Origin of the sequence: Caballeronia zhejiangensis (assembly GCF_022879815.1) — a bacterium.
GTDB lineage: Bacteria > Pseudomonadota > Gammaproteobacteria > Burkholderiales > Burkholderiaceae > Caballeronia > Caballeronia zhejiangensis.
This window is the reverse complement of the sequence record NZ_CP084283.1, coordinates 183,696-196,827: the sequence shown is the minus strand read 5'-3', so window position 1 is coordinate 196,827 and position 13,132 is coordinate 183,696. Positions and strand designations below refer to the sequence as shown.

16 protein-coding genes are annotated in these 13,132 nt (G+C 63.2%); 4 read left to right on the top strand and 12 right to left on the bottom strand.

The window, feature by feature from the left end; genetic code table 11:
- Positions 1-30 precede the first annotated feature (30 nt).
- From LDZ23_RS00980 to LDZ23_RS00950, 7 genes are all read right to left on the bottom strand, one after another.
- Positions 31-234 carry a DUF2970 domain-containing protein gene (locus tag LDZ23_RS00980; protein ID WP_008351758.1) on the bottom strand — a complete coding sequence of 68 codons (204 nt, stop codon included), beginning with the start codon at positions 232-234 and terminating at the stop codon, positions 31-33.
- Between the two features lie 5 nt (positions 235-239).
- Positions 240-812, bottom strand: a complete 573-nt coding sequence (locus tag LDZ23_RS00975; protein WP_008351760.1) for a cytochrome c oxidase assembly protein — start codon at positions 810-812, stop codon at positions 240-242.
- Between the two features lie 9 nt (positions 813-821).
- The gene (locus LDZ23_RS00970) at positions 822-962 is read right to left on the bottom strand and encodes a cytochrome oxidase small assembly protein (RefSeq protein WP_008351762.1); all 141 of its coding nucleotides are present in this window, start codon (positions 960-962) and stop codon (positions 822-824) included.
- A 63-nt stretch (positions 963-1,025) separates the two neighbouring features.
- Entirely contained in the window at positions 1,026-2,636 is a 1,611-nt protein-coding gene (ctaD, locus tag LDZ23_RS00965) for a cytochrome c oxidase subunit I (protein ID WP_008351764.1), read from the bottom strand.
- Positions 2,637-2,733: 97 nt separating this feature from the next.
- Entirely contained in the window at positions 2,734-4,347 is a 1,614-nt protein-coding gene (gene coxB, locus LDZ23_RS00960) for a cytochrome c oxidase subunit II (RefSeq protein WP_008351767.1), read from the bottom strand.
- Between the two features lie 42 nt (positions 4,348-4,389).
- The gene (locus LDZ23_RS00955) at positions 4,390-4,863 is read right to left on the bottom strand and encodes a DUF2244 domain-containing protein (RefSeq protein WP_008351769.1); all 474 of its coding nucleotides are present in this window, start codon (positions 4,861-4,863) and stop codon (positions 4,390-4,392) included.
- A 232-nt stretch (positions 4,864-5,095) separates the two neighbouring features.
- Positions 5,096-6,076: a methyltransferase domain-containing protein gene (locus LDZ23_RS00950; protein WP_033536545.1), complete on the bottom strand. Its 981-nt coding sequence runs from the start codon at positions 6,074-6,076 to the stop codon at positions 5,096-5,098.
- Between the two features lie 149 nt (positions 6,077-6,225).
- Here LDZ23_RS00950 and LDZ23_RS00945 point away from each other — a divergent pair, with 149 nt between their 5' ends.
- Together LDZ23_RS00945 and trmL are read left to right on the top strand one after the other, a co-directional pair.
- Positions 6,226-7,011, top strand: coding sequence for a ComF family protein (locus tag LDZ23_RS00945; RefSeq protein WP_033536546.1), 786 nt, complete (start codon positions 6,226-6,228; stop codon positions 7,009-7,011).
- A gap of 22 nt (positions 7,012-7,033) precedes the next feature.
- Positions 7,034-7,504: a tRNA (uridine(34)/cytosine(34)/5-carboxymethylaminomethyluridine(34)-2'-O)-methyltransferase TrmL gene (gene trmL / locus LDZ23_RS00940; protein WP_008351775.1), complete on the top strand. Its 471-nt coding sequence runs from the start codon at positions 7,034-7,036 to the stop codon at positions 7,502-7,504.
- On the opposite strand, the gene LDZ23_RS00935 is transcribed toward trmL, so the two are convergent.
- The 5 genes from LDZ23_RS00935 to LDZ23_RS00915 form a co-directional block, all read right to left on the bottom strand.
- Positions 7,501-8,022 (bottom strand): O-acetyl-ADP-ribose deacetylase, encoded by a 522-nt coding sequence (locus LDZ23_RS00935; RefSeq protein ID WP_008351776.1) that lies wholly within the window; start codon positions 8,020-8,022, stop codon positions 7,501-7,503. The genes trmL and LDZ23_RS00935 overlap by 4 nt on opposite strands.
- Before the next feature lie 12 nt (positions 8,023-8,034).
- Positions 8,035-9,033 (bottom strand): NAD(P)H-dependent glycerol-3-phosphate dehydrogenase, encoded by a 999-nt coding sequence (locus LDZ23_RS00930; RefSeq protein ID WP_008351778.1) that lies wholly within the window; start codon positions 9,031-9,033, stop codon positions 8,035-8,037.
- 27 nt (positions 9,034-9,060) lie between these two features.
- A complete protein-coding gene (secB, locus tag LDZ23_RS00925) occupies positions 9,061-9,531 on the bottom strand; it encodes a protein-export chaperone SecB (protein WP_008351779.1) in 471 nt (156 codons plus the stop codon).
- A 70-nt stretch (positions 9,532-9,601) separates the two neighbouring features.
- Positions 9,602-9,862, bottom strand: a complete 261-nt coding sequence (gene grxC, locus LDZ23_RS00920; RefSeq protein WP_008351780.1) for a glutaredoxin 3 — start codon at positions 9,860-9,862, stop codon at positions 9,602-9,604.
- A complete protein-coding gene (locus LDZ23_RS00915) occupies positions 9,859-10,284 on the bottom strand; it encodes a rhodanese-like domain-containing protein (RefSeq protein WP_008351781.1) in 426 nt (141 codons plus the stop codon). Before LDZ23_RS00915 ends, grxC begins: the two co-directional genes overlap by 4 nt.
- Positions 10,285-10,466: 182 nt before the next feature.
- On the opposite strand from LDZ23_RS00915, the gene gpmA reads away from it, so the two are divergent.
- A complete protein-coding gene (gene gpmA, locus LDZ23_RS00910; protein WP_008351782.1) occupies positions 10,467-11,213 on the top strand; it encodes a 2,3-diphosphoglycerate-dependent phosphoglycerate mutase in 747 nt (248 codons plus the stop codon).
- Between the two features lie 247 nt (positions 11,214-11,460).
- Positions 11,461-13,044, top strand: a complete 1,584-nt coding sequence (locus LDZ23_RS00905; protein WP_008351783.1) for a S41 family peptidase — start codon at positions 11,461-11,463, stop codon at positions 13,042-13,044.
- Positions 13,045-13,132 lie beyond the last annotated feature (88 nt).

Sequence of the window (13,132 nt, the reverse complement as noted above, 5' to 3'; positions counted from 1 at the left end):
GCGCTTCGCGCGACGCCCGGCGTTTTCCGTCTATCCCACTACCGCGCGCACGATCAGCAACAACACGACGATGAACAGCACCGCCCCGATGATGCCCGCCGCGATCAGATGCAGCGGATTCAACTGCGCGGCGTCGCTCTCCAGGTCGGCCCGGCGGCGCACGCCGAAAAACGACCAGCACACCGCCTTGATGAGCTTGAAGAAACCGCCCTTTTTCGGCGTATCCGCGCTCATGGCCGTCACGAGCCCTTCGCCACCGACTTCGGCGTGTTCAGCTCGAAGAACGTGTACGACAGCGTGATCGTCTTCACATCCTTCGGCAGCTTCGGATCGACGACGAACACGACCGGCATGCGCTTGGTCTCGTTCGGCGCGAGCGTCTGCTGCGTGAAACAGAAGCATTCGATCTTCTTGAAATACTCGGTGGCCTGCTTCGGCGCATAGCTCGGAATCGCCTGCGCGTTCACCGTGCGATTCTGCTCGTTGGTCACGTCGTACATGACCGTCATCACTTCGCCGGGATGGATGTCCAGCGAGTTCTGCTCCGGCTTGAACTTCAGCGGGCCGCGCGCGTTCGCATCGAATTCGATCGAGATCGAGCGGCTCATGTCCACTTGCGTGTTCTTCGCCTCGCGCGCGCCGACGTCCTTCTGCACGAGGTTGTTGATGCCGGTGATCTGGCAGATCGCGCGGTACATCGGCACGAGCGCAAAGCCGAAGCCGAACATCAGCGCGGCGACGACGAAGAGCTTGACCAGCATCGACCGGTTGAACGACCGGTCGACATGCGAATTTTCCTGCTGAGTGGACACGTTGCTTTCCTACCCTCGCGACAACAGGTATTGCCTGACGACGATACCCAGAAAGAAGACGGCGGCAACCAACACCATGATGATTCCGAGCCGCTTGTTACCCGCGCGTATTTCCTCGGGCGTGCGTCTTTTTTGTGGATTCGGGGCCATGCTTTCTCTTGCTTGCCGGCTGCAAGACTTCCGTGGCGGAAGCCTTGCAAACCTCGATGCTATTTATTCGACCGTCGGCGGATTTTCAAACGTATGGAACGGCGCCGGGCTCGGCACGGTCCATTCGAGGCCTTCCGCGCCATCCCACGGCTTGTCGGATGCCTTCTCCAGCTCGCCGCCGCCACGATACGTCGGCAGCGCGACCGCGAACAGGAAGTACACCTGTGCGAGGCCGAAGCCGAATGCGCCGATCGTCGCGACCTGGTTGAAGTCCGTGAACTGCGCCGGGTAGTCCGCATAACGGCGCGGCATGCCGGCGAGACCCAGGAAGTGCATCGGGAAGAACGTGATGTTGAAGAAGATCATCGACGCCCAGAAGTGGATCTTCCCGCGCATCTCGTTGTACATCCAGCCGGTCCACTTCGGCGCCCAGTAGTACCAGCCTGCGAACAACGCGAAGAGCGAACCCGCCACCAGCACGTAGTGGAAGTGCGCCACGACGTAATAGGTGCCGTGCATCTGGATGTCGAGCGGCGCCATCGACAGGATCAGGCCCGTGAAGCCGCCCATCGTGAACACGAACAGGAAGCCGATCGCGAACAGCATCGGGGTTTCGAACGACAGCGCGCCGCGCCACATCGTCGCCACCCAGTTGAACACCTTCACGCCCGTCGGGACCGCGATCAGCATCGTCGCGTACATGAAGAAGAGCTGGCCCGTCACCGGCATGCCGGTCGCGAACATGTGGTGCGCCCACACCATGAACGACAGGATCGCGATCGATGCCGTCGCGTACACCATCGAGCTATAGCCGAACAGCGGCTTGCGCGAGAACGCCGGAATCACCTGCGACACGATCCCGAACGCCGGCAAGATCATGATGTACACCTCGGGGTGACCGAAGAACCAGAAGATGTGCTGGTACATCACCGGATCGCCGCCGCCCGCCGCGTTGAAGAACGACGTGCCGAAGTGACGGTCGAACAGCACCATCGTGATCGCGCCCGCCAGGACCGGCATCACGGCGATCAGCAGGTACGCGGTGATGAGCCACGTCCACGCGAACATCGGCATCTTCATGAGCGTCATGCCCGGCGCGCGCATGTTCAAAATCGTCACGACGATGTTGATGCCGCCCATGATCGACGACGCGCCCATGATGTGGACCGCGAAAATCGCGAAGTCCATGCCGGGGCCCATTTGCGTGGAGAGCGGCGCGTACAGCGTCCAGCCCGCGGCGGTTGCGCCGCCCGGCACGAAGAACGAGCCGACGAGCAGCACCGCGGCAGCCGGCAGCAGCCAGAAGCTGAAGTTGTTCATCCGCGCGAACGCCATGTCCGATGCGCCGATCTGCAGCGGCACCATCCAGTTCGCGAAACCGACGAACGCCGGCATGATCGCGCCGAACACCATGATGAGGCCGTGCATGGTGGTCAGCTGATTGAAGAACTCGGGACGCATGATCTGCAGGCCCGGCTCGAACAGCTCGGCACGGATGCCGAGCGCCATCACGCCTCCGGAGAGGAACATGATGAAGGAGAACAACAGGTACAGCGTACCGATGTCCTTGTGGTTGGTAGCGAAGAGCCACCGGCGCCAGCCATGCGGCGTCTCGTGCGCATGGTCGTGCGCGTGGTCGTGACCTGCGCCTACATCGTGTCCGATGCTAGACATGACAATCATCTCCTAAAGCGAATACTCGGGGCACTTGGCAATGACGCGTGGGACTTTCCGTTGCCGTCCGGCGAAGGAAAGCGCCACGCTCGGCACGTCAAGCAGCCGGACTGATTTCCACGCGACGGGCTTCCTTGTTATCGGCGCCGCCCGTGATGGTTTCCGGTTTCTTCAACACGATGCGGTCTTCCGACACGCCCGCTGCCTTCAGCGCGTCGCGCACGGCTTGCGCGCGGCGCTTGGCGAGATCGGCGTTCTGGTCGGCGTTGCCGGTCGCATCGGTGAATCCCGACAACGCGATCTTCGCGTCCGGATGCGCCTTTGCGTAGGCCGCCGCGGCGTCCACCGCACTCTTCGCGTCGGCGGGCAGCGAATCCTTGCCCGTCTCGAAATAGATGCTGGCGGGCAGACCGGCGGCTTGCGACGCCTGCGCACCCGATGCAGCCGGCGCGCTCGCTTCGGCCGCCGCGGGCGCGGCACTCGCCGCTTCCGGCGCCGATGCCGCCGCCGCATTGCCGCCGCCTTCGGGCATCTTGCCCGCCTTGGCGTCGATGACCTGCTTCGGTTGCAGCAGATCGCCGGTGTGGTTGCTCCAGCTATTACGCTCGAACGTGACGACCGACGCGATCTCGACGTCGTTCAACACACCTTGCCACGGCGGCATCGCGGCCTTGCCGTGCAGCACGATATTCAGATGCTCGGCGATGGAACCGTTCGCGATCTTCGAGCCGTCGAGCGCCGGGAACTGGCCCGCGCCCTTGCCGGTCGGCTGGTGGCAGACCGCGCAGTTCGACGTGTAAACCTGCTGGCCGCGCGCCATCAGTTCGTCCTTCGTGTACGTCTTGAGCGGATCGTCCTGGCCGGCGGCCATCTTCTTCTTTTGCCCGTCGACCCACTTCGCGTAGTCATCGGCCGACAGCACTTCGACGACCACCGGCATGTACGCGTGCTCCTTGCCGCACAGTTCCGTACAGAATCCGCGATACGTGCCCACCTTCTCGGCCTTGAACCACGTGTCGCGCACGAAGCCCGGAATCGCATCCTGCTTCACGCCGAATGCCGGGACGTACCACGAGTGAACGACATCGTTCGCCGTCGTGATGATGCGGATCTTCTTGTCGACCGGCACGACGAGCGGGTTGTCGACTTCCTGCAGATACAGCGTCGAGATCGGCTTCTGACCGTTCACTTCGCTGCGCGGCGTGGAGAGCGTCGAGAGGAAGCTGATGCCTTCGCCCGGACCCTTCACGTAGTCGTAGCCCCACTTCCACTGATAGCCCGTGACCTTGACGGTGAGATCGGCGTTGGACGTGTCCTTCATCGCGACGACGGCCTTGGTTGCCGGCAGCGCCATCAGAATGACGATGATGAACGGCACGATCGTCCAGATGATTTCGACCGTGGTGCTTTCGTGGAAGTTGGCCGGCTTGAAGCCTTTCGACTTGCGATGCTTGAAGAGCGAATAGAACATCACCCCGAACACGCCAATGAAGATGACGGTGCAGATGATGAGCATGAAGATATGGAGGCCGTAGAGCTCCTCGGCGATCTTCGTCACAGGCTGCTGGAAGTTGATCTCGTTGACAGCGGGACCGCCTGGACTGTTTTCGACCGCCAGGGCAGCACCGGCGGAAAGCAGTGCGCCTGCCGCCAGCACGCCCGAGAGGGCTCGCTTGATTGTTTTCATAGCATCCTTACCCAAATTTTCCATTCAAACCCTCGACCCCCGTGGCATCGCACCCGCCGGCTCCTCTCATAGACGTCTCAGCGACGCCTGTAACTCGGCAGCAAATTGTTTGCGACGATGCTGTGCAAGGTGTTGTCCGATTTTCACCGATTGACCGCGCGATACGATCGTGAGCGGCTCTCTCGGCGTCGCGCCCGCTTCGACCCGCACCCAACGCGGATTGAACTCGAACTGCGTCAGCTCTTCGGCGTTCATCTGTTCGATCAACAACCGGTTTTGATACAGCCGGATCCGTTCGTAGTCGACCGCATGGCGCGCGTAGATCAGAAACGCGATGCCCACGACCGCCAACTCGATTCCGGTGAACGGCAGCACCAGCCAGGCGCCGTTCAGAAACAGCGGCGTTGCGATTGCCAGCGAAAACAGCGCAAGCGACACATAGAAGCCCACGAACTGACGCGGCGAGACCGAGCAGTTTCGCTTCATCAGCCAGTCCTTGATGACCGGCTCGGACTCCGTCAGCGTCTGGCTGGCTTGCATCGCTGCCTCCATCAATCCGCACGCAATCACACACATTTGCTCGGATTTCGCCCAAATTTGTGTCGGTCCGGGCGACAAACTGACGCATTATAGGCGTCTTGGGTGGCATCCACAAGCAAGGGTCGTAACCTCGCAAAGCCAAGCGCCACAAGCTTCTGCGCCCTTTTGACGCACCTTTTTGCGCGCCTTTCTTGCGCAAATTTCAGACATAACAACTGCGCTCTTTACCGATTCAGCGTTTCGGTTTCGAGCCTCGTCCAATATCTTCGAGACGGACGATGCCGTGCCCGTCCGCCGTCATGCGCGGCACCGCCTTCCACGCATGCCCGTAGATCACTTCGAAGGTCAGCGGGATCGTGCCGTCGTCGCGGCGCAGCGCTTCGAGCGCCTGATGCACCGCGCCGCGCACGGCCTTGGCGTCCGCATGGCCTTCGTCGAACGCGCGCTCGAACGGATACGCGCCCCAGCGCGTCACGTCCGCGAACAGCGATTCAGGCGATTTGTACGTGATCGTCAGCACTTCCTGATCCATCACCGGAATTTCGAAGCCGCTTTCGACGAGCATGTCGCCGAGATCGTGCATGTCGACGAAATCGATCGTATGCGCTTGCGGCGCGAGCCCGAGCGTCCGCTCCGCTTCGCGATACGCGGCGCGAAGCTCGCGCAGCGTATCGGGGCCGAACGTGCTGAACATCAGCAAGCCGTTCACCTTGAGCACGCGCTGCCATTCGGGAAAAACGAGGTCGGGCCGCGCATGCCAGTGCAGCGCGAGATTCGACCACAATAGTTCGAACGCGCCCGATGCGAACGGCAGCGCGGAAAAATCCGCCTGCGCGAGTTGCGGGCCGCGTGCGCCGAACGCCTTCGCGAGCGTCGAAGGAAGAAAGCGGCGCCATCCCGCGCCGTTGTCCGCGTCCGTGGCTTCGGCGGCGCGCGCGCGCGCGAGCATCGCGGACGAGATGTCGATGCCGGTCACCGACGCCTCTGCAAAGCGTTCCCGCAAACCGGCCAGGTCCGCCCCGGCGCCGCACGCCGCATCGAGGACGCGCATCGGCGCAACCTTGATGTATTCGAGCCGCTCGCGCATGCGCTCCGCGATCTCGCGTGGCAGGAACGCGACCTCGTCGAAGGCGGCGGCGCGACCGTCGAAGATCGCGCGCAAACGGCGCGGATCATAGGCCGGACGGCTAGTTTTAGGGGATGTCGGGGACATGTCGATCTTTTTGCGGAGAGTGCGAAGTATACTCGGTCGTCTCGAAAACGACCCATGCGAAGTGCTGATACGAGGCATAAACGCTTCGTGAGGCGCAATGAATGCGCGTGTTTAGCGCATCGAGCCGCGATTTTTCCGATTCAGCAGTCATGAAAGCCGACAGCATTCGCCTTCCCTTCCGGACGCCCGTCACGGCACGCGCTCGCGGATTCGCGTCGGCGGCAAAACGGCTCGTCGCGTGCGCGCTGCCGAGCCAGTGCGCGTTATGCGGCAATTTGTCGCAAGCACTGCTGTGCGATGGTTGCGACGCGCAGTACCGGAACGAGCCGCGCTTGCGCTGTGCGACGTGCGCGCTGCCGTTGGCGGCATCCGCGATGCGACGCGAGCGCGAAGACCTGCGCGTGCACTGCGCCGCGTGCCTCGAAGCGCCGCCCGCGTTCAACGACACGCTCGCGCTCGCCGACTATCGCGCGCCCCTCGACACGCTCGCCGTCGAGTTGAAGTTTCGTGCGCGGCTCGCCGCGGGCGAGGCATTCGCGCGGCATCTGCATGCGCGTTTCGAGGACAGCGATCTGCCCGCGCCGGATGTGATCGTGCCGATGCCTCTCTCGCGCGAACGGCTCATCGCGCGTGGCTACAACCAGGCGTGGGCCATCGCGCGTCCGCTCGCACGCATGATGCGCGTGCCCGCCCACGCATCGATGATCGCGCGGGTCCGGCATACGTCGGCGCAATCGCGGCTCGATCGCGAAACGCGCCGCCGCAATGTTGCGAGCGCGTTCGCCGTCTCGGGCGATGTGCGCGGCACGCATGTCGGCGTCGTCGACGATGTGATGACATCGGGCGCGACGCTCGACGCGCTTGCTCGCACGCTGAAGCTCGCCGGCGCGCGGCGTGTCAGCAATTTCGTGGCGCTGCGCACGCCTAAAGATTAATCACCTTTATTAGAAGCAATCCATGTTCAACGTCGTACTCGTCGAACCCGAAATCCCGCCGAACACCGGCAACGTGATCCGCCTGTGCGCGAACACGGGCGCGCGTCTGCATCTGATCGAGCCGCTCGGCTTTCCGCTCGACGACGCGAAGATGCGCCGCGCCGGCCTCGACTATCACGAGTACGCCGAAATGAACGTGCATGCGGACTGGGATGCCTTCATCGCGAAGGAAACACCCGACGCCACGCGCATGTTCGCGTTCACGACGCGCGGCTCGACGCCGTTCTTCGATCACGCGTTCAGGCCGGGCGACTGGTTCGTGTTCGGCGCGGAGACGCGCGGCCTCGCGCCCGAATTGCTGGCGCACTTTGCGACGGAACAGCGCGTGCGCCTGCCGATGCGGCCGGGTAATCGCAGCCTGAATTTGTCGAATACGGTGGCGATCGTGACGTTCGAGGCGTGGCGTCAGGCGGGATTCGAAGGCGGCGCTTAAGCCTTTGCCGCTTGGAGTTCGGCTCGATAGAGCGCGAGCATGTCGTCCTGAAAGCATGCAAAGACGACACGCTGAACGGCGGGCGTGGAAGGCAACGTGTCGATGACCGTGCGCACCGCGATCTTCACGGCTTCATCATGGGGAAAGTGATAGATGCCGCAACTGATCGCCGGGAACGCAATCGACTCGCAGCCCGCTTCCTGAGCGAGTTCGAGCGAGCGCTGGTAACAGCTCGCGAGCAATTCGGGCTCGTTCTTCTTGCCGCCGCTCCAGCGCGGCCCGACCGCATGAATGACGTGCTTCGCGGGAAGATCGTAGCCGCGCGTGATTTTCGCGTCGCCGGTTTCGCAGCCGCCGAGCGTCTCGCACTCGCGCAGCAGGCCTTTGCCGGCCTTGCGATGAATCGCCCCGTCTACTCCGCCGCCGCCGAGCAGCGATTTGTTCGCCGCGTTGACGATGGCATCGACTTCGAGCGTGGTGATATCGACTTTCAGCGCTTCGAGCCTGGGCCCACGCACACACGCCTCCGATTACTCTGCTTTTGCGTCCCGACTGAGAAGCGCCTGCACGGCATCGCGCGGCGTCACGTTATCGAAGAGCACGCGGCATACCGCCTGCGTGATCGGCATCTCGATTCCGCGCGAATGCGCGAGCCCGAGCACGGCGCGCGCGCATCGCACGCCTTCCGCGACATGGCCGAGCGCCGCGAGAATCTCCTCGAGCGTGCGTCCGCTGGCGAGTTGCATGCCGACAGTGCGATTGCGCGACAGATCGCCCGTCGCGGTGAGGATGAGATCGCCGAGGCCGGTTAGCCCGGTGAAAGTCTCCGCGCGGCCGCCGAGCGCGACGCCTAAGCGCGACATCTCCGCGAGCCCGCGCGTGATGAGCGCGGCGCGGGCGTTCAGGCCGAGACCGAGGCCGTCGGAAATGCCCGTCGCGATTGCGAGCACGTTTTTCACCGCGCCGCCGACTTCGACGCCGATGACATCGTCGCCGGTATAGATACGCATCGCGCCATGATGGAACGCCGCGACCGTGCGCGCGCCCAGTTCCGCCGATGCGCTCGCGACCGTCAGCGCGACCGGCAAGCCTTGTCCCACTTCGCGCGCGAAGCTCGGTCCGGACAGCGTTCCGTTGCTGCGATGCTCGGGCAATTCGGCCGCGACGACCTCGTTGGGCAGACACTGCGTATCCGCCTCGAAGCCTTTGCACAGCCAGACGATATGCGCCGGTACGACGCCGGCGTCGCGCATCGAACGGCACAGCGCGCGCAGGCCCGCGACCGGCGTCGCGACGACGCACAGCGCTTCATCCGCCGATGCATGCGCGAGCGCCGCGGCGAAATCGGTCTCGAATGCGAGCGCGTGCGGCAGCGTCACGCCTTCGAGATAGCGCGTGTTTTCGTGCGTGCGGGAAAGTGATTCGATGAGCGCGGGGTCGCGCGCCCAGAGCTTCGTGTCGTGCCGGGTCGCGAGGTGGCCCGCGAGCGCGGTGCCCCATGCGCCGGCGCCGAGAACGGCTACTTTCATGCTCGGCTCCGGTCCGGCAGAGTCAGGTCAGTGCGTCGCGCCGTTCGCCGCGCCTTCCTGGGCGCTCGCGAGTTGGGCGATACGCTGCTCGTACAGCGCCTGGAAGTTGATCTCCGCGAGGTGGATCGGCGGGAAACCGGCGCGCGTGATCGCGTCGGCGATGTTCGAGCGCAGGTACGGGAATAGAATGGTCGGGCACGCGATGCCGACGAGCGGATCGATCTGCTCCGCCGGAATGTTGCGGATGTCGAAGATGCCTGCCTGCTTGGCTTCGATCAGGAATGCGACCTTGTCGGTGACTTTCGCCGTGACCGTGCCCGTGACCAGCACTTCGAAGACGCTTTCCGCGAGGCGGTCGGCCTTCACGTCGACTTCGACTTCAACCGACGGCATTTCCTGCTCGAGGAAGATAGCCGGCGAATTCGGCTGCTCCAGCGACATGTCCTTCAAATAGATGCGCTGGATGTTGAAAAACGGCTGGTTGTTCTCGTCAGACATTTTGATTTCCTAGGTAATCCGGTATGCGGCGCGCGTTCGTGTCGAATCGCGCGCCGCGAGTATGCATGTGTCAGGCCGATTCGAGCAGCGGCACGAGGCCGCCCTTTCGATCGAGCGCGGACAGATCGTCGTAGCCGCCGACGTGCGTCTCGCCGATGTACACCTGCGGCACGGTCCGCCGTCCGGTGCGCGTCATCATTTCCTCGCGCCGGCCCGGCTCGCGATCGATCAGGATCTTCTCGATCGTTTCGACGCCGCGGGACTTTAAAAGACGTTCGGCCATCTGGCAATACGGGCACACGACCGTGCTGTACATCACCACTTTTTTCACTTGACTGCTCCTTGTTTCACCACCGGCATGCCGGCTTTTTGCCAGGCGTCCACTCCGCCTTGCAAAACGTGGACCTCGGCGTAACCCGCCTCGGACACGGTGCGGCTCGCACGCTGCGATTCTTGACCGGTTTGGCAAACGAGCACGACCGGATTGCTCTTATTCTTCGCGATCTGGCCGATTTTTGCTTGAAGCTCCGTGGCTTCGATATTTCGTGCAGACGGCAGATGTCCCTTCGCGAATTCCGCGGCGGGCCGCAAATCGACGACCACGGCGTTGCGCCGGTTGATGAGCGTCGTGGCTTCGGCGGCCGAAATGCCGCCGCGCCCGCGCCGCGTGACGGCGGGCCAAAGGAGCAGCGCGCCGGAAACGAGCGCGATGACGATAAGTGCAATATTCGTGTAATCAGTGAAAAACTTCACGTCGAGGGCCGCCGAAATTTAGTAGGAAAGGAAGAAAGGGAAATGGGCGCAATCGGGGCATTATAAAATAACCGTTTCCCGCGATGGCCTCTGCCGTCCGGCCGATGGCGACACCCCGCCCGTTCGGGCAGCATGACGGGGTGCGATCGGCGCACCGCTTTTCCAACTGACCGACCGAAATCATGTACAAGCTAGTGCTCATCCGCCACGGCGAATCGACGTGGAACAAGGAAAACCGCTTCACCGGCTGGGTCGACGTCGACCTGACCGAGCAGGGCAACCGTGAGGCGCGCCAGGCAGGCGTGCTGCTGAAGGAGGCGGGCTACCAGTTCGACATCGCGTATACGTCGGTGTTGAAGCGCGCCATCCGCACGCTGTGGCACGTCCAGGACGAGATGGATCAGATGTATATACCGGTTGTGCATTCGTGGCGCCTGAACGAACGCCACTACGGCGCGCTCGCGGGCCTGAACAAAGCAGAAACCGCGAAGAAGTACGGCGACGATCAGGTGCTCGTCTGGCGCCGCAGCTACGACACGCCGCCGCCCGCGCTCGAACCGGGCGACGAGCGTGCGTCGTACAACGATCCGCGTTACGCGAAGGTGCCGCGCGAACAGTTGCCGCTCACCGAATGCCTGAAAGACACGGTCGCGCGCGTCCTGCCGATCTGGAACGAATCGATCGCACCCGCCATCAAGTCCGGCAAACAGGTCGTGATTTCGGCGCACGGCAACTCGATCCGCGCGCTGGTCAAGTATCTGGACAACATCTCCGATCAGGACATCGTCGGGCTGAACATCCCGAACGGCGTGCCGCTCGTGTACGAACTCGATGAAAACCTGAAGCCCATCCAGCACTACTATCTGGGCGATCCGGAAGCCATCGCGGCCGCGCAGGCCGCTGTCGCCAAGCAAGGCAAAGCGGGCTGATTCCGGCTGTCCGGCAGGTGTTTGGCCTGACGAGGGCGCCATAACGGGCGCCCTCGCCGCGTTCATGGCGCCCGGCTGACGAACCGCGAGCGGCATCGACAGGATCGCGTCGAAACGTGCGCGAGCCATCGCTTCAACGGATGAAAGCCTCAGGCATTTAAGTTGCGTTTAAGTCGCCGATCAAGGCGAGCGGGTATACTGGCCCGTCACCAACGATGCAGCCCATCCGATTCCGACCGCACTCTCTATGCGAAAGAACCTGAAAAACTTCGGCCTGGTAGCCGTTGGCGTTGCTGCCGGCGCACTCGCCACCCTGCAGATCTCCGCATCCGCACAGCAAGCTGCTTCCTCGCCTCTGCCGCTCGAACAATTGCGGCTTTTCGCCGAAGTTTTCGGTCAGATCAAGCACGAATACGTCGAACCGGTCGACGACAAGAAGCTCCTCACCGCCGCCATCAAGGGCATGGTGTCGAGCCTCGACCCGCACTCGTCCTATCTCGACAAGACCGATTACGAAGAACTGCAGGAACAGACCAAGGGCCGTTTCGCGGGCCTCGGCATCGAGATTTCTTCGGAAGACGGCCTCATCAAGGTCATTTCGCCGATCGAAGACACGCCAGCGTTCCGCGCCGGCATTCGTCCGGGCGACCTCATCACGCGCATCAACGACAAGCCGGTGCGCGGCATGACGCTGGATAAAGCCGTGAAGCAGATGCGCGGCGAGCCGGGCACGAAGGTCACGCTCACGATCTTCCGCAAGAGCGACGACCGCACGTTCCCGCTCACCGTGACGCGCGCCGTGATCCGCGTGCAGTCGGTGAAGATGAAGGTGCCGGAGCCGGGCTACGGCTACATCCGCATCACGAGCTTCCAGGAGCGCACGGTGCCGGATCTCGCGTCGAAGTTGCAGGATCTCGCGCGCCAGCAACCGAATCTGAAGGGCCTCGTGCTCGATCTGCGCAACAACGGCGGCGGCTTGCTGCAAAGCGCGGTCGGCGTCGCGGGCGCGTTCCTGCCGGATAACGCGGTCGTCGTGTCGACCAACGGCCAGATTGCGGACGCGAAGCAGACTTTCCGCGACACCTACGACAACTATCGCCTGCCGTCCTTCGATTCCGATCCGCTGAAGAGCGTGCCGGAAATCTTCAAGAAGGTGCCGATGGTCGTGCTGACCAACGCGTATTCGGCGTCGGCCTCCGAGATCGTCGCGGGTGCGCTGCAGGATCATCATCGCGCGCTGATCGTCGGCAAGACCACGTTCGGCAAGGGCTCGGTGCAGACCGTGCGTCCGATGACCGCCGACAGCGCCCTGCGCCTGACGACGGCCTATTACTACACGCCGAGCGGCAAGTCGATCCAGAATCAGGGCGTGCGCCCCGACGTGCCGGTCGATCAATACGCGGACGGCGATCCGGACGACGCGCTCGTCACGCGCGAAGTCGATTACTCGAACCACCTCGCGAACACGCAGGATCCGAACGAGAAGAAGGAACAGGAGCAGCGCGAGGCGGATCGTCTGGAGCAACTGCGCATTCTCGAAGAGCAGAACGACAAGAAGACGCCCGAGCAGCGCCGCAAGGACCGCGAGCGCAAGCCGGTCGAGTTCGGCAGCGCGGACGACTTCATGCTCCAGCAAGGTCTGAACAAGCTGGAAGGCAAGCAGGTCGTGGAGTCCAAGTCGTACAGCGAACGCAAGCTCGCGCAGAACAAGCCGGCACGTTCGGCGTCCGCTCCGGTGGTTGCACCGCCTGCGCTGCCGGCCACGCCGGGTTCCGCGCCGGCGTCGGGCGCGCAGCCGGCATCGGCGCCTACCGCGCAGCAGTCGAAGTAACTTTTCCGTAGTCCCCGCAAAGGCTTCGCAGCGTAACGTTGCGAAGCCTTTCTTCTTTTCGCGCTTAGAATGCTTCGTTCGAGCAAGC

Excerpts from the sequence above, each read along its gene's own strand:
- LDZ23_RS00980 (WP_008351758.1), bottom strand. The coding sequence starts at position 234 with ATGAGCGCGGATACGCCGAAAAAGGGCGGTTTCTTCAAGCTCATCAAG.
- LDZ23_RS00970 (WP_008351762.1), bottom strand. The coding sequence starts at position 962 with ATGGCCCCGAATCCACAAAAAAGACGCACGCCCGAGGAAATACGCGCG.
- ctaD (WP_008351764.1), bottom strand. The coding sequence starts at position 2,636 with ATGTCTAGCATCGGACACGATGTAGGCGCAGGTCACGACCACGCGCAC.
- coxB (WP_008351767.1), bottom strand. The coding sequence starts at position 4,347 with ATGGAAAATTTGGGTAAGGATGCTATGAAAACAATCAAGCGAGCCCTC.
- LDZ23_RS00955 (WP_008351769.1), bottom strand. The coding sequence starts at position 4,863 with ATGCAAGCCAGCCAGACGCTGACGGAGTCCGAGCCGGTCATCAAGGAC.
- LDZ23_RS00950 (WP_033536545.1), bottom strand. The coding sequence starts at position 6,076 with ATGTCCCCGACATCCCCTAAAACTAGCCGTCCGGCCTATGATCCGCGC.
- LDZ23_RS00945 (WP_033536546.1), top strand. The coding sequence starts at position 6,226 with ATGAAAGCCGACAGCATTCGCCTTCCCTTCCGGACGCCCGTCACGGCA.
- trmL (WP_008351775.1), top strand. The coding sequence starts at position 7,034 with ATGTTCAACGTCGTACTCGTCGAACCCGAAATCCCGCCGAACACCGGC.
- LDZ23_RS00930 (WP_008351778.1), bottom strand. The coding sequence starts at position 9,033 with ATGAAAGTAGCCGTTCTCGGCGCCGGCGCATGGGGCACCGCGCTCGCG.
- secB (WP_008351779.1), bottom strand. The coding sequence starts at position 9,531 with ATGTCTGACGAGAACAACCAGCCGTTTTTCAACATCCAGCGCATCTAT.
- gpmA (WP_008351782.1), top strand. The coding sequence starts at position 10,467 with ATGTACAAGCTAGTGCTCATCCGCCACGGCGAATCGACGTGGAACAAG.
- LDZ23_RS00905 (WP_008351783.1), top strand. The coding sequence starts at position 11,461 with ATGCGAAAGAACCTGAAAAACTTCGGCCTGGTAGCCGTTGGCGTTGCT.